The following is a 24,591-nucleotide window of genomic DNA, read 5'->3' as shown; positions in this document are numbered from 1 at the left end:
GCCTCAGGGCCGGTCGCCGGCGGCCTTCAGCTCCCGGGCGGAGATCAGCGTCCAGCCCTCGGGCTTCAGCAGCTCGAGCGGCGAGAAGCGGACCTTGTAGTCCATCTTCTCCGAGCCGCGGACCCAGTAGCCTAGGTAGACGTAGGGCAGGCTGGTCAGGCAGGCCTGGATGACGTGGTCCAGGATCACGAAGGAGCCCAGGCTGCGGCGCGGCAGGCTGGGGTCGTAGAAGCTGTAGACCAGCGAAAGGCCGTCGCTCATCAGGTCGACCAGCGCGCAGGCGATCAGGTCGCCGGGGCCGCCGTCCCTGGACCGGCTGCGGTACTCGATGATGTGGGTCCGCACCGCGGTGTCCTCGACCATGGCCACGTAGTCGGGCCAGGTCATCTCGGCCATGCCGCCGTCGGCGTGGCGGGCGGTGAGGTAGCGGCGGAGCAGGTCGAACTGCTCCATGGTCGCCTCCGCCTCCACGAGGTGCCGCTCGAGGTCCTCGTTGCGCGAAAGGACTTTCCGCTCGGAGCGGGAGAAGACGTAGTCCGCGGCCGGCAGCCGGGCCGAGATGCACGCTGCGCAGGCTTCGCAGGCCGGGCGGTAGGCGATGTTCTGGGAGCGGCGGAAGCCCACCTGGGTGAGGCTGTCGTTGACCGAGGCGCCGTCGGACAGCGGGAGGTGGGCGAACACCTTCCGCTCGAACCGTTCAGGCAGGTAGGGGCAGGGCGACGGAGCGGTCAGGAAGAACCTGAGCTGACGGGTCGGAAAGTGCTGCGTCACGGACCTGCGGCTGCCCCAAAACTCTGCGCCTGTCGTCATTTAGGCGTCATGCGGGCCCGGAGCGCAAGGCGCTTGCGCTAAAGGCCGCGGTCCGGGGGAAGAACCGGCGCCTCACGCAACAACACGATCGCGATGCGACGGTTGCCGGGCAGCGTCGGATCGTCGGGATAGAGCGGTTCGGACGTCGCCCGGCCGGCCACCTGATAGACCCGGTCCGGGTCGACGCCGGCGCCCTGCAGGACGCGCCGCGCGGCGTCGGCGCGGGCCGCCGACAGGCTCCAGTCGCCCTCGGCCTTGGCGCCGTTCGCGTTCGCGCTGGTGTGGCCGTAGATGTTCACCCGATTGGGCAGTTGGTTGATCACCTTGGATACCGCCCGCAGCAGCAACTGAGCCCGCGGGTTCGGCTGCGACGAGCCCTGGTTGAACATGGAGCGGCCTTCCTGGTCCACGAGCTGGATCCGCAGGCCCTCGGGCGTCTGGTCGATGATGATGTTCTTCGACAGCTCGGCGAGCTCGGGCATGTCCTGCAGCGCCTGGCGCAGCGACTGGGCGGCCGACTGGAAGGCGGCCTCCTCGCGCTTCTGCAGGGCCTCGCGCAGGGCCTCGGTGGAGATGTCCTCGGCGGAGGCCGGCGCGCCCTCGTCGGTGGTCTTGCCGTTGTCCGGGTTCGGGCTCTCGGGCGACATGGCCTCGATGATCGGCATCGAGCCCTCGCTCTTGGCGCCGTCGTCGCCCAGGGCCGTGCCGCCGAGGATGCCGCCCGAGCCGGAGGTGGTTTCCGAGACGCTCGCCGGAGCGAAGTAGTCGGCGATGCCGCGCTTCTGCTCGGGCGAGGTGGTGTTGATCAGCCACATCAGCAGGAAGAAGGCCATCATGGCGGTCACGAAGTCGGCGTAGGCGACCTTCCACGCGCCGCCGTGGTGGCCGTGCCCGCCGCCCTTCTTGATCTTCTTGATCACGATCGGCTGTTCGCCCACCGCCATGGCTCACCCCAGCTTGGCCTGTTACACGGGGGCAGGGTGAGGGCCGCCCGTTAAGATGCAGCTAAGCTTACGGAGTATGAGGGGTATGAAGGTCGCGTTCGCGGGGCTCGGCGTCATGGGTTTCCCCATGGCCGGCCACCTGGCCCGGGCCGGGCACGAGGTCACGGTCTACAACCGCAGCCCCGACAAGGCGGAGCGCTGGGTCGAGACCTACGGCGGTCGCGCGGCGCCCACGGTGGCCGAGGCGGCGGCGGGCGCCGAGGTCTTCCTGCTCTGCGTCGGGGCCGACGACGACGTGCGCCAGGTGGTGGGCGAGGCCCTGCCGGCGCTGTCCGCGGGCGCGGTGATCGTGGACCACACCACGGCCTCGGCGGAAGTGGCGCGCGAGATGGCCGCCCGGGCCGCCGAGCGCGGGATCGGCTTCGTGGACGCGCCGGTGTCCGGCGGCCAGGCCGGCGCGGAGACCGGGCAGCTCACCATCATGTGCGGCGGCGCGCCGGACGCCTTCGCCCGCATCGAGCCGGTGGTCGCGCCCTACACCAAGGCGATCCGCCGGATGGGCGAGGCGGGCGCCGGCCAGCTCACCAAGATGTGCAACCAGATCTGCATCGCCGGCGTCGTCCAGGGCCTGGCCGAGGCGCTGCACTTCGCGAAGCGCGCGGGCCTCGAACCACTGGACGTCTACGAGGCGATCTCCAAGGGCGCCGCCCAGTCCTGGCAGATGGACAACCGCTGGAAGACCATGAGCGAGGGCAGGTTCGACTTCGGTTTCGCCGTCGACTGGATGCGCAAGGACCTGGGCCTGGTGCTGGAGGAGGCGCGGCGCAACGGGGCGAAGCTCGACATGACGGCCCTGGTGGACGGCTTCTACGGCGAGGTGCAGGCGCTCGGCGGCAGCCGGTGGGACACCTCCAGCCTGGTCGCCCGCCTGGAGCGGCCGCAGTGAGGACCCAGCGGCTGACGCTCACCCCGCCGGTCGAGGGGGATGCGGCCTTCGTCCTGGAGCTGCTGAACGATCCGGGCTGGATCGCCAACATCGGCGACCGCGGGGTCCGCACCCTCGACCAGGCGAAGACCTACATCGCCGAGCGGTTCGGCGCCGGCCACTGGTTCGTCGTCCGCGACGCCGCCGGCGAGCCGCTGGGCATGTGCGGCATCATCCTCGGCCGGGAAGGCCTGGACTGCCCGGACATCGGCTACGCCTTCCTGGCCCGACACGGCGGCCACGGCTACGCCACCGAGGCGGCGGGGGCGGTCCTGCGTTACGCCCGCGAGGCGCTGGGCCTGCCGCAGGTCGTGGCGATCACCGCCCCCCACAACGCCGCCTCGCAGCGGGTGCTGGAGAAGATCGGGCTGCGCTTCGTCGAGATGATCCAGCTCCCGGGGATCCCGGACCGGAGCGCGTTCTTCACCACCTAGGAGGGCGACATGGGGGCGGTCACCACGCGGACGGTCGAGGCGAACGGCTTCCGCTTCGCAGTGGACGAGGCGGGCCAGGGGGACCGGCTGGCGCTCTGCCTGCACGGCTTCCCGGAGAGCCGCTACTCCTGGCGCCATCAGCTTCCGCGCCTGGCCGAGCTCGGCTACCGGGCCTGGGCGCCGGACCTGCGCGGCTATGGAGACACCGAGCCCCGGCCGCAGGACGTGGCCAGCTACCGCATCGACCGGCTGGTGGAGGACGTGGCCGCCCTGATCGACGCCAGCGGCGCCCGCGAGGTCACCCTGCTCGCTCACGACTGGGGCGCGCTGGTCGCCTGGACCTTCGCCACGGACCGCGTCCGCCCGCTGAAGCAATTGGTGATCATGAACGTGCCGCACCCGGCGGTGTTCGCGCGGGTGCTCCGGACCTCGGCCGCCCAGCGCCGCCGCTCCTGGTACGTGGGCTTCTTCCAGCTCCCCTGGCTGCCCGAGGCGATGCTGACCGCCGGCCAGGCCCGCGCCATCCGCCGCGCCTTCCATGGCATGGCGGTGGACAAGAGCCGCTTCCCCGACGCGGTCCTGGACCACTACGCCGCCAACGCGCTCAAGCCCGGCGCCATGCGGGCGATGGTCAACTGGTACCGGGCCGCGGTGCGCTACCGGATCCAGGAGCGCGATTGGCCGGTGATCGACACGCCCACCCTGGTGGTCTGGGGCGAGGAGGACTCGGCGCTCGGGCTGGAAACGCTCGACGGCACGGACGCCTACGTCGCCGACCTCACGATCCGCCGCCTGCCGCAGGTGTCCCACTGGGTGCAGCAGGAGGCGCCGGAGCAGGTGAACGCCATCCTGGGCGAGTGGCTGAGGCCCTAGGCCGGGAGCGGAGCTCAGCAGTCGCCAAGAAGAGCCGGCAGGATCCAGTCCTCCAGCAGCGGCGCGAGCGCCACGTCGGGCGCGGCCGGGTCGATCCAGCGCAGCTCGGCGATCTCGGCGGCCGGGGCGATGTCGCCCTCGACGGTGGCCGCATAGGGGTGCGAGCGCACGGTGGCGCCGGGCTCGTTGGCGGCGGCGGCCTCGAAGACCCCCAGCGGCCGGGCGGCGGTCAGCCTGACCCCCAGCTCCTCGTGCAATTCGCGAACCAGGGCGGCGAGGTCGTCCTCGCCCGGTTCGCGCTTGCCGCCGGGCAGCATGAACCGCTGCGTCCCGTGCTTGCGGACCGTGAGCAGGCGGCCGGCGGCGTCGCGGATGACCGCGCCGACCACCTCGACGATCACGCGCCGAGCATCCTCGCCGCGCGCGGCGCGAAGTAGGTGATGATCCCCGCCGCGCCCGCCCGCTTGAAGGCGCCCAGGCTCTCCAGGATCGCGCGGTCCTCGTCGATCCAGCCGTTCTGCGCGGCGGCCATCAGCATGGCGTACTCGCCCGACACCTGGAACGCGAAGGTCGGCAGGTGGAAGGCGTCCACCACGCGACGGACGATGTCGAGGTAGGGCAGGCCGGGCTTGACCATCACCATGTCGGCCCCCTCCGCGATGTCGAGGGCGACTTCGCGCAGCGCCTCCTCGGTGTTCGCCGGGTCCATCTGGTAGGTCTTCTTGTCGCCGGGATTGTCCACCGAGCCCGTGCCGAGCTTTCCCGAGCCGATGGCGTCCCGGTAGGGGCCGTAGAAGGCGGAGGCGTACTTGGCGGCGTAGGACATGATCATCACGTCCTGCAGGCCCTCGGCCTCCAGCGCCTGGCGCAGCGCGCCGCAGCGGCCGTCCATCATGTCCGAGGGGGCGAGGATGTCGCAGCCGGCCTTGGCCTGGACCAGGCCCTGCATGACCAGCCGCTCGATGGTGGCGTCATTGAGGATCCGCCCGCCCTCGATCAGGCCGTCATGGCCGTGGTCGGTGAAGGGGTCGAGCGCCACGTCGCACATGATCCCGACCTCGGGGGCGGCGTCCTTCATGGCCTTCACCGCGTTGCAGATCAGGCCGTTCGGGTCGTGCGCCAGCGTGCCCTGGGCGTCCTTCTTGGCGCCGTCGATGTGCGGGAAGACGGCGATGGCCGGGACGCCCAGCGCCCGAGCCTGCTTCGCGGCCTCGGCCGCGCCCTTCACCGACAGACGGGAGACACCGGGCATGGAGGCCACCGGGACCTCGCCCTCGCCCTCGTGCACCACCATCGACCAGATCAGGTCGGCGGGCGTCAGCACCGTTTCGCGGACCAGCCTTCGGACCCAGTCGGCCTGGCGGAGGCGGCGGAGACGCAGGGCGGGGTAGGCGGCAAGCGGCGCATGGCTCATGGCCGGGCGCTGTCGCCCATAGGCCGTTCGGATGCAAGCCGGATGAAGCCCACCGCAGGCGCGCACAGCAGCCACAGGCTCGACAGGAAGCCCAGGACGAGGGCGAGCGCCAGCAGCGCGATCACCCGCGCGCCGATGGTGATGTCCTGCAACTGGATCTCGAGGGTCTCCAGGTGGTCCAAGCCGGTGACCTCGGCCATGGCGAGCACCTCGCCGAGGCCCCCGATGACCCCCGCCAGGCCGCAGGCGGCGGCCGCCAGGCTGACCGCGAACGCGACCCAGAAGATGCGGATCTGAAAGGCGAAATGGCTGCCGACCATGCCGGAGGCCGCCCCCCTCTGGGAGTAGGCGATGACCACCGCGATCAGCGCGGGAAAGCCGGCGAAGAAGATCGAGGCGAAGAGCAGGGCGTAACCCAGCATCGCGAGGTTCTGCGAATTGTCGCTCGCCTGCGCCCCGAGGTAGTCCGTCGTCATGGTGGCCCCCCAAGCCAACCCGTCCGATGTTGACAGGGTGCGCCACTGGCGCGAATTCCTCAATCCCGTCAATCAGACCCCGACATCATGGACTTCAGCCTCACCGACGATCAGAGGGCGATCGAGGACGCCGCGCGCGCCTTTGCCGCAGAGGAGCTCGCCCCGCACTCCGCCCGCTGGGACGAGGAGAAGCACTTTCCCGTCGACGTCCTGAGGAAGGCGGCGGAGCTGGGATTCGCCGGGCTCTACGTGGCCGAGGACGTGGGCGGCTCGGGCCTCAGCCGGCTCGACGCGTCCATCGTCTTCGAGCAGCTCAGCTACGGCGACGTGGCGACCTCGGCCTTCATCTCGATCCACAACATGGCCGCCTGGATGATCGATCGGTTCGGCTCGGACGAGCTGCGCCGGCGCTATCTGCCCAGGCTGACCACGATGGAGCTGATCGCCTCCTACTGCCTGACCGAGCCGGGCTCGGGCTCGGACGCCGCGGCCCTGCAGACGACCGCGCGGAAGGACGGCGATGCCTATGTCCTGAACGGCTCGAAGGCGTTCATCTCCGGCGCCGGGACCTCCGACGTCTACGTGGTCATGGCCCGGACCGGCGGCCCGGGACCGAAGGGCGTGTCGGCCTTCGTGGTGGAGAAGGACGCTCCTGGCCTGTCCTTCGGGGCCCAGGAAAAGAAGATGGGCTGGAACGCCCAGCCCACCGCCCAGGTGAACTTCGACGACTGCCGCGTCCCCGAAGCCAACCGCATCGGCCAGGAGGGCGAGGGCTTCCGCTTCGCCATGGCCGGGCTCGACGGCGGCCGCATCAACATCGCCTCCTGCTCGCTGGGCGGCGCGCAGCTCGCGCTGGACACCGCCAAGGCGCACCTCGAGACCCGTAGGCAGTTCGGCTCGGCGCTGAAGGACTTCCAGGGCCTGCAGTGGCGCCTCGCCGACATGGCCACCGAGCTCGAGGCCGCCCGCCTGATGGTCCGCCGCGCGGCCGACGCGCTCGACAAGCGCGACCCGAACGCGACGCGCTACTGCGCCATGGCCAAGCGGTTCGCCACCGACGCGGGCTTCGAGGTCGCCAACCAGGCGCTTCAGCTCCACGGGGGCTACGGCTATCTGCGCGACTACCCGCTGGAGCGGATCGTCCGCGACCTGCGCGTCCACCAGATCCTCGAAGGCACCAACGAGATCATGCGGGTGATCACCGCGCGGGAGCTGTTCCGGCAATGAGCGAAGAACCCGAAGTCCTCGTCCGCGTCGAGAACGGCGTCGGCCGCCTGACCCTCAACCGGCCGAAGGCGCTGCACGCGCTGACCACCAACATGTGCCGGCTGATGATCGAGGCGCTGGTCGCCTGGCGCGACGATCCCGCCGTGACGCTGGTGCTGATCGACCATTCCGGCGAGCGCGGCTTCTGCGCCGGCGGCGACATCCGGATGCTGGCCGAGAGCGGGGCGGGGGACGGGATCGCGGCGCGCGAGTTCTTCCACACCGAGTACCGCCTGAACCACCTGCTCTTCGGCTATCCCAAGCCCACGGTGGCGGTGATGGACGGGATCACCATGGGCGGCGGCGTCGGCCTGTCGCGGCCGTGCCGCTTCCGGATCGCCACCGAGCGGACCACCTTCGCCATGCCGGAGACGGGGATCGGCCTGTTCCCGGACGTGGGTGGCGGCTGGTACCTGCCCCGGATGCCCGACAACATCGGCCTGTGGCTGGCGCTCACGGGCGCGCGGATCAAGGCCGCCGACTGCGAGCTGGTGGGGGTCGCCACCGACTACATCGAAAGCCGGGACGTGGAGCGTTTCAAGGCGGGCGTGGTCGCCGACCCGGCGGCCATGGAGACCCTGCTGACCGAGCTGGAGGCCGAGCCCGGCCGCCCGCCGCTGGCCGCCCATCAGGACGAGATTCGCCGCGTCTTCGGCCTGGGCTCGGTGGAGGCGGTCGTCGCGGCGCTTCAGGCCTCCGACACCGACTGGGCGCGCGAGCAGCTCAAGGTGCTGGCGACCAAGTCGCCGCAGACGATGAAGGTCGCCTTCCGGCAACTGCGGCTCGGCCGGGAAGCGGCGGACTTCGCCGAGCACATGGCGCTGGAGTACCGCATCGGGGCCCGCGTCGTGCAGCGGCACGACTTCATCGAGGGCGTCCGGGCGGTGATCGTCGACAAGGACAACGCTCCGCGCTGGGACCCGCCGACGCTCGAAGGCGTGACCGAGGCCATGCTTGACGAGATCTTCGCGCCCCTGCCTTCCGATCAGGAGTGGACGCCTCTACCTTGAGCGTATGCGCGGCCGCAGGGACCGCCGTGGGAGGACATCGACCATGACCACCAAGCTGCTCCTGGCGGCGGCCGCCGCCCTGGCGCTCTCCGCCGGCGTCGCCGAGGCCAAGCCCGGCAGGCACATCACGGCCGCCGTGGCCGACAAGGCGCGGCCCGAGGCCGACACCCGCCGCGACGCCGACCGCAAACCCGCCGAGATGCTGGAGTTCGCCGGGGTGAAGGCCGGCCAGAAGGTCGCCGACTTCATCCCGGGTGGCGGCTACTTCACGCGCATCTTCGCCAAGGCGGTGGGACCGAAGGGGACCGTCTACGCGATCACCAATACCCCGCCGGCCAACGCCGCCACGCCGCCGCCGATCCTCGCCATCGCGGCCGACCCCGCGTACGGCAACATCAAGCTGGTGCAGACCGGCATCGGCAGCTTCACCCTGCCGGAGCCGGTGGACGTGTTCTGGACCTCCCAGAACTACCACGACCTCTACCTGACCCGCTTCAACCTGGACGTTCCGGCGGTGGACAAGGCGATCTTCAACGCCGTGAAGCCGGGCGGCGTGCTCGTCGTGCTGGACCACGCGGCCAGCGCGGGCGCGCCGGTGGCGGAGACCGCCAACACCCTGCACCGCATCGATCCCGCCGCCGTGCGGCGCAACCTCGAGGCCGCCGGGTTCCGCTACGAGGGCGAGAGCCGGGCGCTGGCCAATACGGCCGACGACCACACCAAGGGCGTATTCGATCCGGCGCTGCGCGGTCATACCGATCAGTTCATCTACAAGTTCCGCAAGCCCAAATAAGCTGTTCCAGAGTCAGAGGTTTTCATGACCCGCATCGCCTTCATCGGCCTCGGCAACATGGGCGGCGGCATGGCCGCCAACCAGGCGAAGGGCGGGCGGGCCGTGAGCGCCTTCGACCTCTCCGCCGCCGCCCTCGAAAAGGCGGTCGTCGCCGGCTGCGCCGCGTCCGGCTCCGTCGCCGAGGCGGTGCGGGACGCGGACGTGGTGATCACCATGCTGCCGGCCGGTCCGCACGTGCGCTCGGTCTACGCCGAGCAGGTGTTCCCGAACGCGCGGGCGGGCGCGCTCCTGATCGACTGCTCGACCATCGACGTGGAGAGCGCCCGCGCGGTCGCGGGCCAGGCGCGCGAGGCGGGGTTCCGGTTCGCCGACGCCCCGGTCTCCGGCGGCACGGCGGCGGCGGAGGCCGGCACGCTGGCCTTCATGGTCGGCTGCGACGAGGCCGATTACCCCGAGGTCGAGCAAGCCATCGGGCCGATGGCGCGGGTGGTCTTCCGGGCCGGCGACCATGGGGCCGGGCAGGCCGCCAAGATCTGCAACAACATGGTGCTGGGCATCTCGATGATCGGCGTGTGCGAAGCCCTGGCGCTCGCAGAAAAGCTGGGCCTCGATCCGGCGAAGTTCTTCGAGATCAGCTCGCAGTCCTCCGGCCAGTGCTGGAGCCTGACGAGCTACTGCCCATGGCCGGGGCCGGTGCCGACCGCGCCGTCCAATCGCGGCTACGAGGGCGGCTTCGCCACGGCCATGATGCTGAAGGACCTGAAGCTCGCGCAGGAGGCCGCGGCGCGGGCGGGCGCGGCGACCCCGCTGGGCGCGACGGCCGAGGGTCTCTACGCCCTGTTCGACCGGCTGGGCGGCGGCGGCAAGGACTTCAGCGCCATCCTCGAGATGCTGCGCGGCCGCAGCGTCCAGTAGCTAGGACGCGTCCGCGGGCCCGCGGATCTTGTGGGCTCCGTCGAAGGGGGTGATCGCCACCGTGGCGAGGTCGAGGTCCTTGGCGCAGCGCAGGTTGATCGCCACCATCGGCCCGTTCGGCCCCACGCCCTCGGCGAACGGCGCGCAGCCGCAGGTCTTGCAGAACTGGTGGCGGATCACGCCGCGGTTCCAGGTGTAGACGCTGATCTCGTCCCGCGAGGTCTTCAGGTGGAAGCTCTCCGGAGCGGCGAACGCCAGCAGGCTGCCCCGCCGGCGGCAGATGGAGCAGTTGCACTCGATCGCCTGGGTGGGCGTCTCGTCCAGGGTGTAGGCGATCCGCCCGCAGTGACAGCTTCCGCGCATAGGGTCCTCCCGGCGCGCATGCAGGCCCGCCGCTGGGCCCGCCGTCAAGCGGGCAGGGCGGGGGAGAGGCCCTCGTGCAGCGCCCGCTCGGCCGGGGTCATGGCCCGGGCGCGGACGATCACGTGCAGGCAGGCGCCGGCGTCGAACCCCGGACCGGGATCGAAGTAGCGGGTCGCCACCTCCCACACCTCGCCGTTCGGCTGCCCGTGGGTCCGCGGCTGGATGATCAGGTCGCCGGTGTTGGGGAGTTGGCCGCCGAAGTCCGAGAGGTTGAACTCCAGGTGCGGGCCGATGCCGGCGTCGCCGGCCTCGGGGTAGATGCGGATCACCGTCGCCACTTGGGGTCCTCGCGCTGTGAAAGGGGATGTCAGCTTAAGCGCGCCAAGCGGCCGCAGGTTCGGTCGCTTGCGGCCGGGGGAGGGGCCACGATATCGGCGGTGGCCCGTGCAGGCTTTGAGTTGACGCAGGTCAATGTCCGGGCCGCGCCCGTCGAGTAGACAACCGGGACCCGCGGTGCGAAAAGCGCGGGCTAGATTCAAGGGGACCATGGGCGCAAGGTCATCCAGCGCCCGGGAATTCAGGTCGATGGATTACAGAGACGCGTTCCGCACCGCCCTCGAAAAGGTCCGCGCCGAAGGCCGGTATCGCGTGTTCGCCGACCTGAAGCGCCACCGCGGCGAGTTCCCGCGCGCGACCTGGACCCGTCCGGACGGCTCCACCTCCGATATCACCGTGTGGTGCTCGAACGACTACCTCGGCCAGGGCCAGAACCCGGTGGTGCTGGACGCCATGCACCAGGCGATCGAGGAGGCCGGCGCGGGCTCCGGCGGCACCCGCAACATCTCGGGCACCACCCACTACCACGTCGAGCTGGAGCGCGAGCTCGCCGACCTGCACGGCAAGGAAGCCGCGCTGCTGTTCACCTCGGGCTACGTGTCCAACGAGGCGTCGCTGTCGACGCTCTACAAGATCCTGCCGGGCCTGATCGTCTTCTCCGACGAGCTGAACCACAATTCGATGATCTCCGGCATCCGCGCCGGCAAGCGCGAGCAGCGCAAGGTGTTCCGGCACAACGACCTCGAGCATCTCGAGCAGCTCCTGGCCGAGGCGGACCCCGCCGCGCCGAAGCTGATCGCCTTCGAGAGCGTCTACTCGATGGACGGCGACATCGCCGACATCGGCGGCACCATCGCCCTCGCCCGCAAGTACGGCGCGATGACCTACATCGACGAGGTCCACGCGGTCGGCATGTATGGCCCGCGCGGCGCGGGCGTCGCCGAGCGCGACGGGCTGATGGCCGAGATCGACATCATCGAAGGCACGCTGGGCAAGGCGTTCGGCGTCATGGGCGGCTACATCGCCGCCGACGCGGTGATCGTCGACGCCATCCGCAGCTACGCCGACGGCTTCATCTTCACCACCTCGCTGCCGCCGGCGCTCGCGGCCGGCGCCGTGGCCTCGATCCGCTACCTGAAGGCGCACAACGAGGTCCGCGAGGCGCACCAGGAGCGCGCCGCCACCCTCAAGGCCCGCCTGCTGAAGGCCGGCCTGCCGGTGATGCCGAGCGTCAGCCACATCGTTCCGGTGCTGGTCGGCGACCCGGTCCACTGCAAGATGATCTCGGACATCCTGCTCGAGGACTATGGGATCTACGTCCAGCCGATCAACTATCCGACCGTGCCGCGCGGCACCGAGCGCCTGCGCTTCACGCCGTCGCCGGCGCACACCGACGAGATGATGGACAAGCTGGCCGCCGCGCTGGAGGACCTCTGGGTCCACTGCAACATCAAGCGGGTGGGCGGCGTCGCCGCCTGACGCGGCCGCCACGGCGAAACACGAACGGCCCCGGCGCGACGCCGGGGCCGTTTTCGTATGCGGGCGTTTCGGGGAGCCATCGCCAGAACGAGCGGCATCCCGAGGAGGGACCAGGGCGGCTCCTACACCGCTGCGCGCTGTTCTGGCTGGCTCGGCGGCGTTTGCCGGGTGGGACGGGTGATCAGGCCGTCGCCGTACTCACAGACCCGGACCGGCTCGCCGAAGCGGGTCCTGAGATAGGCGACGGGGCGGGGCGTTCAAGCCGGCCCGCGGCCCAGTCTGGGTCCTAGGCCAGGGCGTCTTCCACGCGGCACTTGGCGGACCAGCCGCCCTTGAAGGTGGTCAGCTCCTCCACGGCGACCTCGTGGACCGCGCCCTCGCTCTCCACGGTGAACAGGTCGCCGAGCCGGGGGACCACCGGGTTGACGGACCAGATCACCACCTCCCCGCGGGTCGGCAGGTCCTCGTCCAGGATCTCGTAACCGGAGGGGTTGAACGAGCGGAGCTCGGCGTCGATGCGCTTCACTTGCGCCTCCGCACGCCACGGCCCAGGCCGATCTGCTTGGCGAAGTCGGAGCGGCGGGCGGCGTAGGCCGGCGCCACCATCGGGTAGTCGGGGGGCAGGCCCCAGCGGCGCCGGTACTCGTCCGGGCTCATGTTGTAGCGCGAGCGCAGGTACCGCTTCAGCATCTTCAGCCGCTTACCGTCCTCCAGGCAGACGATGTAGTCGTGCTGCACGGACCGGCTGATGGGGACCGCCGGCTTCGGGCGTTCCTCGGGCTGCGGCGGGGCCGCGGCGCCGCCCTTGGTCAGGCCTTCCAGCGTCTGGTGCACGCTGCGGATGATGTCGGGCACCGCCTCGGCGGAGACCGCGTTGCGGCTCACGTAGGCGGCGACGATTCCCGCTCCGAGACGCAGCAGGTCCTCGCCCGAGCGGTTGTCGGCGTCGGGTCCAACGCTCATTCAGTCCCCCTTATCAGACGCTGCACAGCCCGACGCGCCTCGTTGCACGTGCACGTCGGGTGAGGCTGCAACGCCGTCGGCCGACTTTGGTTCCGCCGTTGGAAGCGGGCCGCGATGGGAGTAAAGAGCGCTCTCCGCCCGCCCTGGATTCTCCCGCTCGAAAGGCGACGCCCTTGAACGTGCACGCTCCGCAAGCCACCACCGACGAGTTCTTCACCCAGGGCGTGGCCGCCGGCGACCCAGAGATCGCCGCGGTCATCGGGCGCGAGATGACGCGCCAGCAGGAGCAGATCGAGCTGATCGCGTCCGAGAACATCGTCTCGCGCGCGGTGCTCGAGGCCCAGGGCTCGGTGCTCACCAACAAGTACGCCGAGGGCTATCCGGGTAAGCGCTACTACGGCGGCTGCGAGGTGGTGGACGAGGCCGAGACCCTGGCCATCGAGCGCGCCAAGCGGCTGTTCGGCTGCGAGTTCGTCAACGTCCAGCCGCACTCCGGCAGCCAGGCGAACCAGGCGGTGTTCATGGCCACCATGACGCCGGGCGACACCTTTATGGGCATGAACCTGGACCACGGCGGCCACCTCACCCACGGCAAGAGCGTCAACCAGTCGGGCAAGTGGTTCCGGCCGGTGGCCTACGGCGTCCGCACCCAGGACCACCTCATCGACTACGACGAGGCCGCGGCGGTGGCCCTGGAGCACAAGCCGAAGGTGGTGATCGCCGGCGGCTCGGCCTATTCGCGCCACATCGACTTCGCGCGCTTCCGCGAGATCGCCGACAGCGTCGGCGCGATCCTGATGTGCGACATCGCCCACTACGCCGGCCTGGTGGCCGCGGGCGAGTACCCGAACCCGTTCCCGCACGCCCACGTGGTCACCACCACCACCCACAAGACCCTGCGCGGTCCGCGCGGCGGCATGGTGATGACCAACGACAAGAAGCTGGCCAAGAAGATCGACAGCGCCGTCTTCCCGGGCCTGCAGGGCGGCCCCCTGATGCACGTGATCGCCGCCAAGGCGGTGGCGTTCGGCGAAGCCCTGAAGCCGGAGTTCAAGCTCTACGCCCGCCAGGTGGTGGAGAACGCCCGCGCCCTGGCCGAGAGCCTGCAGCAGGCCGGCTTCAAGATCGTCTCCAACGGCACCGACAGCCACCTGATGCTGGTGGACCTGACGCCGAAGGGCGTCAGCGGCGCCGACGCCGAGGTGGCCCTGGAGCGCGCGGGCATCACCACCAACAAGAACTCGATCCCCGGCGACCCGCTGCCGCCGATGCAGACCTCGGGCCTGCGCGTCGGCTCGCCGGCCGGGACCAGCCGCGGCTTCGGCCCGGGCGAGTTCCGCCAGGTGGGCCGGTGGATCGGCGAGGTGCTCGACGGCCTGGCCGCCGGCGGCGACAACACCGCCGTCGAGCAGAAGGTGCGCGACGAGGTCGTTGCCTTGACGCGGCGCTTCCCCATCTACCCGTAATAGGGGTAGATGGCCGCGAAAGGGGCTAGATATGCGCTGCCCGTTCTGCGGCCACGAAGAGACCCAGGTGAAGGACAGCCGCCCGTCGGAGGACGGGGCGGCGATCCGGCGTCGCCGGCTGTGCCCGACCTGCGCCGGCCGCTTCACCACCTTCGAGCGCGTCCAGTTGCGCGAGATCACCATCATGAAGCGGTCGGGCCGGCGCACGCCGTTCGATCGCGACAAGCTCGCCCGGTCCATCGCCATCGCCATCCGCAAGCGGCCGATCGAGCCGGACCGGGTGGAGCGGATGATCTCCACCATCGTGCGCCAGCTCGAGAGCATGGGGGAGACGGAGCTGCCGTCCTCCACCATCGGCGAGCTGGTGATGAAGCAGCTCAAGCAGCTCGATGACGTGGCCTATGTCCGCTACGCCTCGGTGTACCGCGACTTCCGCGAGACCGGCGACTTCGCCCGGTTCCTCGGCGAGGAAGGCCTGAGCGAGCACGAGGAGCGCTGAGCGGGGAGGGCGCCGGCCGCCGCGCGACCGGCGCCCAGCCGGCCTAGCAGAAGGCGGGCGCCACCTGCTCGAGCTGGGTCCGCCCCTCAGGGCTGACCTCGCCCAGCGCCTTCAGGAAGCCCTGGTTGGCGAGCGCCGAGCCGAGGAAGGTCCAGCGCTGCGCCTGGTGTTGGCGCTCCAGGAACCGCGCCCGCTCGGCCTGGCCGAGCCGCCGCCCGATGGCGGCCTCAAGGGAGGCGAGGTCCAGCCGCGTCTGGTCGGCCAGCCAGCCGTCGACCAAGCCGCCGATCTGCAGGAACTCGCCGACCGCCGCCATGACGCCCTGCGGCCCCGCCGCCTCGGCCAGCTCGTGGAAGATCAGGGCGTCCAGCTTGGCGTGCTGCGATTCCTCCATCCAGTGGTGCTTCAGCAGGCTCTTGAATTGCGGGTCGATCCCGTCGTCCTCCTGCACGCTCTCCAGCCAGTGCTGCTGGGTGGCCCATTCGATGGCCAGTACGAAGATGGCGATGGCCAGGGCGCCGTGGCTGCGGATCGTCGCCACGATCTCGTCCGCCGGGCCGATGAAGCCGCACGGGGTCGCGAAGCCCTCGGCGAAGGCGCGCCGGAAGCGGACGAAAAGCTCGATGTGCTTCGTCTCCTCCACGGCGAAGTTGTCGAGCGCCGGCGTGCGGTAGGGATGCTGGCCCGGCGCGGAGGGCGCGTGCGCCTCGATCACCGGCACGATGCAGCGCTCGACCAGCTCGAACATGGCCAGGTAGCCGAAGCCGCGTATCTGGTTGAGCTTCAGCCGCTCGGCCCCACTCAGGAACTCGAGCTCCGCCGTCCGCGCGAAGCTCTCGGGCAGGAAGCGCCGGTCGAAATCCATCGGCCGGTCGGGGCCGATGATGTCCTCGATGCGCCAGTTGACGCGTTTCGAGATCTCCAGCAGCCGCTGGTAATCATGACCTTGGAACATGGATCTTCTCCTCGCGCGGCCGCGCGCCCCCTCGGGCGCGAGCCGCGATGGGTGAAGCCGGCCGCCGCTAGTTGTTGGCGGTGGTTGGGTCGATGATCTGCGGGATCTCGGTGATGCGCGTCACCGGGAAGCCGCTGAGTTCGGCGTGGACCTGGATCGTGGCCTCGCCGTCCGCGAGGTAGATGCAGAACGTGCGGTCCCCGGCGACATAGCTGTGCTGCCACTGGATCGACCCACCGATCTTCTCGATCGCCTGGTTCGAGGCGCGAGACACCCCGCACAGCTCGACAATGGACATGCCGCCTATGCCGGGAACCTCCCGCTCGACCAGGAAACGTCTGAGTTGGCCCATGGCGCCGCCCCGTGCATCTCCCTCGATGGCCTCAGTGTCCCGCCGCTCGCAGAACGCTGCAATCTAAACAATCTGGCGCCCACTAAAGCTTTCGCTTAGTAAACGCCCCATGGTTGCGCCCACGCACCTGCGGTCCCTCCAGGCCCTCGAGCTGGCCCTCCGCAAGGGCTCGTTCGTCGCGGCCGGGCAGGCGCTGGGCATCACGCCCGCCGCTGTGGGACAGCGGGTCAAGGCGCTGGAGGACTACCTGGGCCTGGAGCTGCTGGCGCGGGGCCGCTCGGGGCTGCGGGCCGCCCCGGGCGCCGAGGCGGCCCTGCCGCACCTGACCCGCGCCTTCGCGGAGCTGGAGACGGCGGCGCAGGAACTCGAGCTCCAGCGTGGCCAGGAGATCCACCTGGCCGCCGCGTCCGACTTCGTGGAGCTGTGGCTCCGCCCGAGGCTCGACGGCTTCCGCGCCGCCAACCCGAATGTCCGGTTCAACATCAACGGCGAGGGCGACGCGCCCCTGCGGCTGGGCCGGATCGACTGCGAGATCAGCTATGGCGCGGCCAGGGACGCCGAGCGGACCGACCTCTTGTTCCGCGACTTCGTGGTCCCGGTGACCTCGCCGCTCAACGTCGAGCGCACCGCGCTCGCCGCGCCGGAGAGCCGGCTGGAAGGCTTCCCGCTGGTCCACCTGGACTTCTACAAGGACGATCCGGCGGGCCTGTCCTGGCCGGACTGGGTGGCCGCCAACGGCGTGCAGCGCAGCGCTCCCGAGCGCGGGCTGCGCTTCCGCCGGATCACCGCGGCCCTGGACGCGGTCGCCGCCGACGCCGGGGTGACGCTCTGCGGCCTGGCGCTGATCGGCGACCAGGTGGACCGCGGGGCGGTCGGGCTGCCGTACCCGATCGGCACCGGCCGCTGGAGCGAGCACGGCTTCCAGGCGCGCTTCCGCGCCGACACCCAGGGCCGGCGCCACGTGCAGCGGTTCCGCCAATGGCTGGCCGAGGAGAGCCGGGCCACCCGCACCTGGCTGGCCGCCGTCGCCGGCCCGCAGCCCTGACGCCGCTTTGGGCGCCGCCTTGGCGCCTGGGCGGTTCTCCGCCATGAACGCCCTGGCATGAGCGTCACCCTGAAACTCGCCACGTCCCTGGACGGCCGCATCGCCACGGCCTCGGGCCAGAGCCAGTGGATCACCGGCCAGCCGGCCCGTGAGCAGGTCCATCGCCTGCGGGCCGAGCACGACGCGGTGTTGGTCGGCGTGGAGACCGCGCTGGCCGACGATCCGGAGCTGACCGTGCGGACCCCCGGCTACAACGGACCGCAGCCGGCGCGCGTGGTGCTTGACAGCCGCCAGCGCCTCTCGCCGGACTGCAAGCTGGTCCGGACAGCGCATGAGATCCCCACCTACATCGTGGCCACCACCGAGCCGGACCCAGCGCTGGTGGAGATGGGGGTCCGCGTCCTCCACGTCCGCGCCGTGGGCGAGGACCGCCCGGAGCTGAAGACGGTTGTCCAGGCGCTGACCGCCGAGGGCCTTCAGCGTCTGTTCGTGGAGGGCGGCGGCCAGGTGGCGGCGAGCTTCCTGCGCTGCGGCCTGGTGGACGCCATCGAGTGGTTCCGCGCGCCCATCGTCATCGGCGGCGAGGGCCGCCCCGCCGTGGGCGCCCTGGCCATTGCAGGGCTTGCCGATGCGCCCCATTTCCGGCGCACCGGGGTCCGCGAGGTCGGCGACGACCTCTGGGAGCGATACGAAAGGATCTAGATGTTCACCGGCATCGTCACCGACGTCGGCCGCGTCCGCAGCGTGCGCCAGACCAACCGCGACCGCAGGTACGAGATCGAGACGGCCTTCGACCTGTCGACCGTGGACCTCGGCGCGTCCATCGCCCACGCCGGCTGCTGCCTGACCGTCGTGGAGAAGGGCGAGGGCTGGTTCGCGGTGGAGGTCTCGGGCGAGACCCTCGACAAGACGACCCTCGGCGACTGGCAGGAGGGCCGCCGGGTGAACCTGGAGCGCGCCGCGCGGGTCGGCGACGAGCTGGGCGGGCATATCGTCTCCGGCCACGTGGACGGGGTGGGCGAGGTGATCTCGGTGGCCGAGGAGGGCGGGTCGCACCGCGTCCGGATCCGCGTGCCGAGGCCGCTGCACCGCTACATCGCCCCCAAGGGCTCGATCACCGTCGAGGGTGTCTCCCTGACCGTCAATGAGGTCGAGGACGACGTGTTCGGGGTCAACCTCATCCCGCACACCTGGGACGTGACCACGCTCGGACAGCTCGCGCCGGGCGTCCGGGTCAACCTCGAGATCGATATGCTGGCGCGCTATCTCGCCCGCTGGCGCGAAACGGCCTAAAGGGACCTCCCAACTTCACAAGGCCCCCTGATGAGTGACGAGCCGATCCGCATCCTGATCGTGGAGGCGCGCTTCTACGACGACCTCGCCGACGCCCTCCTGGAGGGCGCCACCGACGCGCTGAAGGCGTTCGGGGCGCAGTACGACGTGGTGACGGTGCCGGGCGCCCTGGAGATCCCGGGGGCGATCGCCTTCGCCGAGGAAGGCGGTCGCGAGGGCGTGCGCTACGACGGCTACGTGGCCCTCGGAACCGTGATCCGCGGCGAGACCTACCACTTCGAGATCGTCTCGAACGAGAGCGCCCGCGGGATCATGGACCTGACCATCGGCAAGCGGCTGGCCATCGGCAACGGCATCCTCACCACCGAGGACGAGGACCAGGCCTGGGCCCGCGCGCGCATCAGCGAGGGGGACAAGGGCGGCGGCGCGGCGCGGGCCTGCCTGACCATGGTCGAGCTTCGCCAGCAGTTCCTGGGCGGCCGCCGATGAGCACGCCCCGCCAGGCCCGCTCCGTGGCCCGTCTCGCCGCCGTGCAGGCTCTCTACCAGATGGAGGTCTCGTCCGTGGGCGCCGAGGCGGTGATCCGGGAGTTCTCCGACCACCGCTTCGACCGCGACGTCGAGGACGTGACGCTCGCCGGCGCCGACGAGGCGTTCTTCGCCGATCTGGTCCGCGGCGTGGTGGGCGAGCAGAAGCGTGTGGACGCCGCCATCGCCCGCCGCCTCGCCCAGGGGTGGCGGCTGGAGCGCCTGGACGCTACGGTGCGCGCGATCCTCCGCGCCGGCGTCTTCGAACTCGCGCACCGCGCCGACGTCCCCACCGAAGTGGTGATCGACGAATACGTCGAGCTCGCCAAGTCCTTCTTCGAAGGCCCGGAACCGGGCTTCGTGAACGGTGCGCTCGACGCTGTGGCCCAGGATGTCCGGACCTGACGAATTCGGCGAGATCGAGCGGCTCTTCCGCCCCCTGACCCACGGGGCGGCGGGGGCCTTCGACCTGCTGGACGACGCCGCGGTGATCCCCTCCCGGCCGGGCTACGACCTCGTGGTCACCAAGGACGCGCTCGTGGAGGGTGTCCACTTCCCCCACGGCGAGGCGCCGGACCTGGTCGCCCGCAAGCTGCTGCGGGTGAACCTCTCCGACCTGGCGGCCAAGGCGGCGGAGCCGTTCGCCTGCTTCCTGGCGGTCGGCTGGCCCACCGGCTTCGAGCCGCGCGACCGGGAGCGGTTCGCCAAGGGCCTGGCGGCGGACCTGGAGGGCTTCGGCGTCGACCTCCTGGGCGGTGACACTGTGGCGACCACCGGCCCCTTCACCGTCAGCCTCACTGCGATGGGCTGGGTCCCGGAGGGCGGCATGATCCGTCGCAAGGGCGCGCGGCCGGGCGACCACGTCCTGGTCAGCGGGACCATCGGCGACGGCGTCCTCGGCCTCGCCGCCGTGCGCGGCGAGCTGGAGGACCCGGAGGGCGACCTCGTCTTCCGCTACCAGCTTCCGCAGCCGCGGCTGGACGTCCGCGAGACCCTGCGCCGCCACGCCACCGCCGCCGCGGACGTCTCCGACGGCCTGGTCGCCGACGCTCGCCACATCGCCCGCGCCAGCGGCGTCCGGCTCACCCTCGACCTGGAGCGCATCCCGCTCTCGCGCGGCGCGGCCACCTGGCTGGAGGCGCAGGCGGACCCGACCGCCGCGCTCCTGCGGCTCGCCACCGGCGGGGACGACTACGAGGTGGTCTGCACCATCCGGCCCGAGGCGCCGAAGCCCCCCGGGTTCACCGTGATCGGCGAAGCCTCGGTGGGCGAGGGGGTGTCGGTGCGCATGGGCGGCCGCTTCCTGGACTCCGGCCACGGCGGCTGGCGTCACATCTGACAAGAGTCGGAACCTCGTTCTGTGGCGGGGGTTGCTGCTGAGGCGTGTTGCGCGCCGGTGGGAGCCATCCAATGTCCACGCCCGTGGGGCTGATTTCGCTCGCGACGGCGCAGCCGCCGCACGAGCTGCCACAGGCCGATGTGGCGGAGGCCGCCCGCGGCGTGTTCCGCGACCGCTTCCCCCAGTTCGAACGGATGGCGCCGGTGTTCGAGAGCGCGGGCGTCCGCACCCGCCAGTCGGCCATGCCGATGGAGTGGTACCTGCAGCCGCGAAACTGGCCCGAGCGGATGGAGGCCTACACGGCGGCGGCCGTGGACCTGTTCACCCGCGCGGCGCGGGGCGCGCTGGACGAGGCCGGGCTGACGGGCGGGGAGATCGACGTCATCGTCACGGTGTCCTCCACGGGCATCGCCACGCCCAGCCTGGAGGCGCGGGCCATGGGCGCCCTCGGCTTTCGGCCGGACGCCGCCCGCGTCCCGGTGTTCGGCCTGGGCTGCGCCGGCGGCGCCACCGGGCTGGCTCTGGCGGCGCGGCTGGCCGCCGCCCAGCCCGGCTGCCGGGTGCTGTTCGTCACCGTGGAGCTCTGCACCGTCTCGTTCCGCATGGACGAGCCGTCGAAGGCCGACATTGTCGCCACGGCCCTGTTCGGCGACGGCGCGGCCGCCTGCGTCCTGCGGTCCGGCGAGGACGGTTTCGCCCAGGTGGAGGGCGTCGCGGAGCACACCTGGCCCGACACCCTCGACATCATGGGCTGGCGGGTCGACCCCCAGGGGCTGGGGGTGATCTTCGCCCGCGCTATCCCGCCCTTCGCCCGTAAGCACCTGCGCCCGGCCATGGACGCCATGCTGAGCGCGCAGGACCTCGCCGTGCCGGACGTGGACCGCTTCGTCTGCCACCCCGGCGGCATGAAGGTGATCGAGGCGCTCGAGGGCTCCCTTGACCTCGGCCAGGGCGCGCTGGACCATGAGCGGCAGGTGCTCTCGGATCACGGCAACATGTCCGCCCCGACTGTCCTCTACGTGCTCGACCGCGCGCGGCGCGTGGGCCTTCCCCGGCGATCCGTGGTGACCGCCCTCGGCCCCGGCTTCACCGCCAGCACCGTGACCCTGCGCGCCGCATGATCCTGCCGGCCGGCATCCTCGCCTTTGTGACGCTCCAGCGCCTGGGCGAGCTGGCGCTGGCCAGCCGCAACACGCGCCGGCTGCTGGCGCGCGGCGGGGTGGAGACGGGCGCCGCGCACTATCCGATCCTGGTCGGCCTGCACGCCGCCTGGCTGGCGGGCCTCTGGTGGCTGGCCTGGGACGAGCCGGCGAACCTCGGCTGGCTGGCGGTGTTCGTGGTCCTCCAGCTCCTGCGGGTGTGGGTGATCGCCACGCTGGGCGAGCGGTGGACCACGCGGATCATCACCCTGCCGGGCGAGCCCCTGGTCAGCCGGGGGCCGTTCCGCTTCATCCCCCACCCGAACTACGCCGTGGTGGCGGCGGAGATCGCGGTCCTGCCGTTGGTCTTCGGCCTGACGAACTACGCCATCGCCTTCTCGGTGATGAACGCCTCGGTGCTGTGGGTCCGGATCCGCGCCGAGAACGGCGCGCTGCGCGAGGCGTCCGCCGCCCGCTGAGGCTCGGACATGTCGAATCGCACCTGCGAGCGGCCGAAGTCCAGCGCCACCGCGTCGAACTGCTTCAGCAGGTCCATGCCCAGCACCAGCGCCGGCGTCTCGTCGAGGCCCCAGACCTTGAACACGTGCATGTCCGCGTAGACCACCGGCACATTGCCCAGGTGCAGCCCGCCCAGCCGCAGGAACGGCAGGTAGAAGAGTTGGCCGGTGAAGCGTTCGCCGGCCAGGGTCTCCAGCTCGATCTTCACCGGCGGCTCGGCCTGGCCGCGCCGCAGCTCGGCCTCCAGCACTTTGCGGCGCAGCGCGGCGTTGCACAGGCTGACGTGGGCGCCGGAGTCGATCATGGCGCTGATCCGCTCGCCCCGGAGGTCCGCGTCGACGATGGTGAGCTGCCCCAGGCGCCGCTTGGCCGGCACGATCACGCGCCCTTCCTCGGCCCGCTCGGCGCGGCTGCGGGTGATCTCGATGGACGAGCGCTTGAAGTCGAGCACCAGGCGCTGGCCCTTCAGCCAATCGACGCCGAGCACTCCGTCCACCTCCGGCCCGCGGATCGGCAGGGCCGGGGCCAGGACCCGCCTCCGGCTGCGCGCGCCCACCTGCAACTGGTCGATCATGGCGCTCGGGCGCATCCGGGCGCCGACGATGGTGTGGACGCGGGTCGGAGGTCCGGGCGTCAGGGCGAGCTCGTCCATCAGCCGGTGCGACACGCAAGAGGCGTTCGCGCCGGTGTCGAGCAGGAATCGGTAGGGGCCGCGGCCGTTGATGGTCACGGGGGCCAGGAGGTGCTCGTTGGCGGTCTCCTCGGCCCCCACTTCCACGGCGGGGGCGTCGGGGTCGTCGGGCGCCTCCACCGCCGCCGGCTGGGCGCGGCCGGGCAGGGGAAGCAGGGACGCGGCGGCCGCCGCGAGCAGGCCGGCCGTCGCCTGCCGTCGGGTGGCGGACATGGCGCGATTCCTCCCGTTATCTTGTTGCCGGAAGGATATCACTGTTCGCTGGAACGGTCACGCTGGGCCGCGGCGCGGGGCAACCTTGCGGCAACGATCTTCGGGCAGGCTCCGCGCCATGCTGCGCCGCGCCTTCATCGCCCTCGCCGTCCTGCTCGCCGCGGGGCCGGCCGCCGCGTCCGGCGGGGGGAGCAAGCCCAAGGGGGAGGGCGAGGCCAAGGCCGAGGTGGGCCAGTACGTGGACCTCGCGCCGGTGGGCCTGCCGATCGTCGTCGACGGGCGGCTGGTGAACTACGTCTTCGTCTACGTGCGCATCAACCTGGCGCCGGGCGCGAACACCTCGCAGTGGCGGGCGCGCGAGCCCTTCTTCCGCGACGCCCTGGTCCGCGCCGGCCATCGCACGCCGTTCACCCTGGCCAGCGACTACCAGAAGATCGACACCGGGCGGCTGACGGCCACGCTGATGCGCGACGCGGTGCGGATCACCGGCCCCGGCGTGGTGCGCTCGGTGGTCGTCACCTCCCAGGCGCCGCGCGGCCGGGCGGTGGTCCCCCGGTCCTCGACGGTGCGGGATTCCGCCCCGCCTGTGTGAACGGCGCTCGGCGACCCTTGCTCGCCACCGTTGCGCCCCCCGGTTTTCCTTGGCAGTGTCGCTTCGTCTGTTCAGGAGCGCCGGATTCAAGAGATGCGCTCCGACATGGGGAAACCAGGGGTAGGGAGAGCCCGGCGTACCTGACCTAGTGACGCCGGCAAGGTCCCCTCCGCGCAATCGCAAAGGGGTGCGCCACACATGAGTACGCTTACGCTGGTGATCATCGCCGGCTTGCTCGCCGTCCTCTACGGGGCGGTGCAGACCAGCATGCTGCTGAAGGCTTCGGCCGGATCGGCCCGCATGCAGGAGATCGCCGCCGCCATCCAGGAGGGGGCCCAGGCCTACCTGCGGCGGCAATACACCACCATCGCCATCGTCGGCGTCGTGATCCTCATCGTGGTCGCGCTGCTCATCGGGCCGCTGGCCGCGATCGGCTTCGCCATCGGCGCCGTGCTGTCGGGGCTCGCGGGCTTCGCCGGCATGCTGATCTCGGTCCGCGCCAACGTGCGCACCGCCCAGGCGGCCTCCGAGAGCCTCGAGAAGGGCCTCTCGCTGGCGTTCCGGTCGGGCGCGGTCACCGGCATGCTGGTGGCCGGCTTCGCCCTCCTGGGCGTCGCCGTCTACTTCTCCGTGCTCACCGGCCCGCTCGGCCTGGACGCCACCAGCCGCGAGGTCGTCGACAGCCTCGTCGCCCTGGGCTTCGGCGCCTCCCTGATCTCGATCTTCGCCCGTCTCGGCGGGGGGATCTTCACCAAGGGGGCGGACGTCGGCGGCGACATGGTCGGCAAGGTGGAGGCCGGCATCCCCGAGGACGATCCGCGCAACGCGGCGACCATCGCCGACAATGTGGGTGACAACGTCGGCGACTGCGCCGGCATGGCCGCCGACCTGTTCGAGACC

General features: G+C 71.2%; 32 protein-coding genes. 20 read left to right on the top strand and 12 right to left on the bottom strand.

Annotated features, from left to right (window positions below; genetic code table 11):
- Positions 1–3 precede the first annotated feature (3 nt).
- Both ACE3Q8_RS21370 and ACE3Q8_RS21365 read right to left on the bottom strand, forming a co-directional pair.
- Complete coding sequence (locus ACE3Q8_RS21370; RefSeq protein WP_374472689.1) at positions 4–771, bottom strand: arginyltransferase; 768 nt, start codon at positions 769–771, stop codon at positions 4–6.
- Positions 772–848: 77 nt separating this feature from the next.
- Positions 849–1,754, bottom strand: a complete 906-nt coding sequence (locus ACE3Q8_RS21365) for a flagellar motor protein MotB (protein ID WP_374472688.1) — start codon at positions 1,752–1,754, stop codon at positions 849–851.
- Between the two features lie 55 nt (positions 1,755–1,809).
- Here ACE3Q8_RS21365 and ACE3Q8_RS21360 point away from each other — a divergent pair, with 55 nt between their 5' ends.
- The 3 genes from ACE3Q8_RS21360 to ACE3Q8_RS21350 are packed head-to-tail and all read left to right on the top strand — an operon-like array spanning position 1,810 to position 4,046.
- The gene (locus ACE3Q8_RS21360; RefSeq protein ID WP_374472686.1) at positions 1,810–2,700 is read left to right on the top strand and encodes an NAD(P)-dependent oxidoreductase; all 891 of its coding nucleotides are present in this window, start codon (positions 1,810–1,812) and stop codon (positions 2,698–2,700) included.
- Positions 2,697–3,173 carry a GNAT family N-acetyltransferase gene (locus ACE3Q8_RS21355; protein WP_374472685.1) on the top strand — a complete coding sequence of 159 codons (477 nt, stop codon included), beginning with the start codon at positions 2,697–2,699 and terminating at the stop codon, positions 3,171–3,173. Before ACE3Q8_RS21360 ends, ACE3Q8_RS21355 begins: the two co-directional genes overlap by 4 nt.
- Positions 3,174–3,182: 9 nt before the next feature.
- Positions 3,183–4,046 carry an alpha/beta fold hydrolase gene (locus ACE3Q8_RS21350; protein WP_374472683.1) on the top strand — a complete coding sequence of 288 codons (864 nt, stop codon included), beginning with the start codon at positions 3,183–3,185 and terminating at the stop codon, positions 4,044–4,046.
- Between the two features lie 14 nt (positions 4,047–4,060).
- Here the strand turns inward: ACE3Q8_RS21350 and ACE3Q8_RS21345 are convergent, their stop codons facing one another.
- Genes ACE3Q8_RS21345 through ACE3Q8_RS21335 form a run of 3 tightly spaced genes read right to left on the bottom strand, consistent with a single transcriptional unit; the run spans position 4,061 to position 5,936 of the window.
- A complete protein-coding gene (locus ACE3Q8_RS21345) occupies positions 4,061–4,447 on the bottom strand; it encodes an NUDIX domain-containing protein (RefSeq protein WP_374472681.1) in 387 nt (128 codons plus the stop codon).
- Positions 4,444–5,460: a porphobilinogen synthase gene (gene hemB, locus ACE3Q8_RS21340; protein ID WP_374472680.1), complete on the bottom strand. Its 1,017-nt coding sequence runs from the start codon at positions 5,458–5,460 to the stop codon at positions 4,444–4,446. The genes ACE3Q8_RS21345 and hemB overlap by 4 nt, the downstream gene beginning before the upstream one ends.
- Positions 5,457–5,936, bottom strand: coding sequence for a hypothetical protein (locus ACE3Q8_RS21335; protein WP_374472679.1), 480 nt, complete (start codon positions 5,934–5,936; stop codon positions 5,457–5,459). Before ACE3Q8_RS21335 ends, hemB begins: the two co-directional genes overlap by 4 nt.
- Before the next feature lie 87 nt (positions 5,937–6,023).
- On the opposite strand from ACE3Q8_RS21335, the gene ACE3Q8_RS21330 reads away from it, so the two are divergent.
- Genes ACE3Q8_RS21330 through mmsB form a run of 4 tightly spaced genes read left to right on the top strand, consistent with a single transcriptional unit; the run spans position 6,024 to position 9,920 of the window.
- The gene (locus tag ACE3Q8_RS21330) at positions 6,024–7,163 is read left to right on the top strand and encodes an isobutyryl-CoA dehydrogenase (RefSeq protein WP_374472677.1); all 1,140 of its coding nucleotides are present in this window, start codon (positions 6,024–6,026) and stop codon (positions 7,161–7,163) included.
- Positions 7,160–8,212, top strand: coding sequence for an enoyl-CoA hydratase/isomerase family protein (locus ACE3Q8_RS21325; protein WP_374472675.1), 1,053 nt, complete (start codon positions 7,160–7,162; stop codon positions 8,210–8,212). The genes ACE3Q8_RS21330 and ACE3Q8_RS21325 overlap by 4 nt, the downstream gene beginning before the upstream one ends.
- A gap of 43 nt (positions 8,213–8,255) precedes the next feature.
- The gene (locus ACE3Q8_RS21320; RefSeq protein ID WP_374472674.1) at positions 8,256–9,005 is read left to right on the top strand and encodes a class I SAM-dependent methyltransferase; all 750 of its coding nucleotides are present in this window, start codon (positions 8,256–8,258) and stop codon (positions 9,003–9,005) included.
- 24 nt (positions 9,006–9,029) lie between these two features.
- Complete coding sequence (gene mmsB, locus ACE3Q8_RS21315; protein WP_374472673.1) at positions 9,030–9,920, top strand: 3-hydroxyisobutyrate dehydrogenase; 891 nt, start codon at positions 9,030–9,032, stop codon at positions 9,918–9,920.
- Here the strand turns inward: mmsB and ACE3Q8_RS21310 are convergent, their stop codons facing one another.
- Positions 9,921–10,283 (bottom strand): GFA family protein, encoded by a 363-nt coding sequence (locus ACE3Q8_RS21310; RefSeq protein WP_374472672.1) that lies wholly within the window; start codon positions 10,281–10,283, stop codon positions 9,921–9,923.
- A gap of 44 nt (positions 10,284–10,327) precedes the next feature.
- Positions 10,328–10,621, bottom strand: a complete 294-nt coding sequence (locus tag ACE3Q8_RS21305; RefSeq protein ID WP_374472671.1) for a hypothetical protein — start codon at positions 10,619–10,621, stop codon at positions 10,328–10,330.
- A 247-nt stretch (positions 10,622–10,868) separates the two neighbouring features.
- On the opposite strand from ACE3Q8_RS21305, the gene hemA reads away from it, so the two are divergent.
- The gene (gene hemA, locus ACE3Q8_RS21300) at positions 10,869–12,098 is read left to right on the top strand and encodes a 5-aminolevulinate synthase (RefSeq protein WP_374472670.1); all 1,230 of its coding nucleotides are present in this window, start codon (positions 10,869–10,871) and stop codon (positions 12,096–12,098) included.
- A gap of 286 nt (positions 12,099–12,384) precedes the next feature.
- On the opposite strand, the gene ACE3Q8_RS21295 is transcribed toward hemA, so the two are convergent.
- Positions 12,385–12,624 carry a hypothetical protein gene (locus ACE3Q8_RS21295; RefSeq protein WP_374472669.1) on the bottom strand — a complete coding sequence of 80 codons (240 nt, stop codon included), beginning with the start codon at positions 12,622–12,624 and terminating at the stop codon, positions 12,385–12,387.
- Positions 12,621–13,061, bottom strand: a complete 441-nt coding sequence (locus ACE3Q8_RS21290) for a MucR family transcriptional regulator (RefSeq protein WP_374472667.1) — start codon at positions 13,059–13,061, stop codon at positions 12,621–12,623. The genes ACE3Q8_RS21295 and ACE3Q8_RS21290 overlap by 4 nt, the downstream gene beginning before the upstream one ends.
- Before the next feature lie 224 nt (positions 13,062–13,285).
- Between ACE3Q8_RS21290 and glyA the strand changes: the two genes are divergently transcribed.
- Positions 13,286–14,527 carry a serine hydroxymethyltransferase gene (glyA, locus tag ACE3Q8_RS21285; protein WP_374472705.1) on the top strand — a complete coding sequence of 414 codons (1,242 nt, stop codon included), beginning with the start codon at positions 13,286–13,288 and terminating at the stop codon, positions 14,525–14,527.
- A gap of 31 nt (positions 14,528–14,558) precedes the next feature.
- Positions 14,559–15,026 (top strand): transcriptional regulator NrdR, encoded by a 468-nt coding sequence (gene nrdR, locus ACE3Q8_RS21280; RefSeq protein ID WP_374472665.1) that lies wholly within the window; start codon positions 14,559–14,561, stop codon positions 15,024–15,026.
- Between the two features lie 43 nt (positions 15,027–15,069).
- On the opposite strand, the gene ACE3Q8_RS21275 is transcribed toward nrdR, so the two are convergent.
- Positions 15,070–15,981: a hypothetical protein gene (locus ACE3Q8_RS21275; protein WP_374472664.1), complete on the bottom strand. Its 912-nt coding sequence runs from the start codon at positions 15,979–15,981 to the stop codon at positions 15,070–15,072.
- 67 nt (positions 15,982–16,048) lie between these two features.
- Positions 16,049–16,333: a DUF4242 domain-containing protein gene (locus ACE3Q8_RS21270; RefSeq protein ID WP_374472663.1), complete on the bottom strand. Its 285-nt coding sequence runs from the start codon at positions 16,331–16,333 to the stop codon at positions 16,049–16,051.
- Positions 16,334–16,442: 109 nt separating this feature from the next.
- Between ACE3Q8_RS21270 and ACE3Q8_RS21265 the strand changes: the two genes are divergently transcribed.
- From ACE3Q8_RS21265 to ACE3Q8_RS21230, 8 genes are all read left to right on the top strand, one after another.
- Positions 16,443–17,378, top strand: coding sequence for a LysR substrate-binding domain-containing protein (locus ACE3Q8_RS21265; RefSeq protein ID WP_374472661.1), 936 nt, complete (start codon positions 16,443–16,445; stop codon positions 17,376–17,378).
- 57 nt (positions 17,379–17,435) lie between these two features.
- A complete protein-coding gene (locus ACE3Q8_RS21260; RefSeq protein WP_374472660.1) occupies positions 17,436–18,080 on the top strand; it encodes a RibD family protein in 645 nt (214 codons plus the stop codon).
- Positions 18,081–18,671 carry a riboflavin synthase gene (locus tag ACE3Q8_RS21255; protein ID WP_374472659.1) on the top strand — a complete coding sequence of 197 codons (591 nt, stop codon included), beginning with the start codon at positions 18,081–18,083 and terminating at the stop codon, positions 18,669–18,671.
- Between the two features lie 30 nt (positions 18,672–18,701).
- Positions 18,702–19,160, top strand: coding sequence for a 6,7-dimethyl-8-ribityllumazine synthase (ribH, locus tag ACE3Q8_RS21250; protein WP_374472657.1), 459 nt, complete (start codon positions 18,702–18,704; stop codon positions 19,158–19,160).
- Entirely contained in the window at positions 19,157–19,603 is a 447-nt protein-coding gene (nusB, locus tag ACE3Q8_RS21245; RefSeq protein ID WP_374472656.1) for a transcription antitermination factor NusB, read from the top strand. The genes ribH and nusB overlap by 4 nt, the downstream gene beginning before the upstream one ends.
- Positions 19,590–20,537, top strand: a complete 948-nt coding sequence (thiL, locus tag ACE3Q8_RS21240; RefSeq protein WP_374472655.1) for a thiamine-phosphate kinase — start codon at positions 19,590–19,592, stop codon at positions 20,535–20,537. Before nusB ends, thiL begins: the two co-directional genes overlap by 14 nt.
- A gap of 71 nt (positions 20,538–20,608) precedes the next feature.
- On the top strand, positions 20,609–21,658 hold the full coding sequence (locus ACE3Q8_RS21235; RefSeq protein WP_374472654.1) for a type III polyketide synthase: 1,050 nt from the start codon (positions 20,609–20,611) through the stop codon (positions 21,656–21,658).
- Positions 21,655–22,155 (top strand): isoprenylcysteine carboxyl methyltransferase family protein, encoded by a 501-nt coding sequence (locus ACE3Q8_RS21230; protein WP_374472653.1) that lies wholly within the window; start codon positions 21,655–21,657, stop codon positions 22,153–22,155. Before ACE3Q8_RS21235 ends, ACE3Q8_RS21230 begins: the two co-directional genes overlap by 4 nt.
- Here ACE3Q8_RS21230 and ACE3Q8_RS21225 read toward each other — a convergent pair.
- Complete coding sequence (locus ACE3Q8_RS21225; RefSeq protein ID WP_374472651.1) at positions 22,059–23,099, bottom strand: retroviral-like aspartic protease family protein; 1,041 nt, start codon at positions 23,097–23,099, stop codon at positions 22,059–22,061. The genes ACE3Q8_RS21230 and ACE3Q8_RS21225 overlap by 97 nt on opposite strands.
- 118 nt (positions 23,100–23,217) lie before the next feature.
- Here ACE3Q8_RS21225 and ACE3Q8_RS21220 point away from each other — a divergent pair, with 118 nt between their 5' ends.
- Both ACE3Q8_RS21220 and ACE3Q8_RS21215 read left to right on the top strand, forming a co-directional pair.
- Positions 23,218–23,691, top strand: coding sequence for a hypothetical protein (locus ACE3Q8_RS21220; RefSeq protein ID WP_374472650.1), 474 nt, complete (start codon positions 23,218–23,220; stop codon positions 23,689–23,691).
- A 198-nt stretch (positions 23,692–23,889) separates the two neighbouring features.
- Positions 23,890–24,591: sodium/proton-translocating pyrophosphatase (locus ACE3Q8_RS21215; RefSeq protein WP_374472649.1), on the top strand; the 702-nt coding region annotated here is incomplete at its 3' end.

The sequence above is a fragment of the Phenylobacterium sp. genome (genome assembly GCF_041913825.1).
GTDB lineage: Bacteria > Pseudomonadota > Alphaproteobacteria > Caulobacterales > Caulobacteraceae > Phenylobacterium.
Note: the sequence above shows the minus strand (reverse complement) of the source record. Positions and strands in the feature narration are given on the sequence as shown.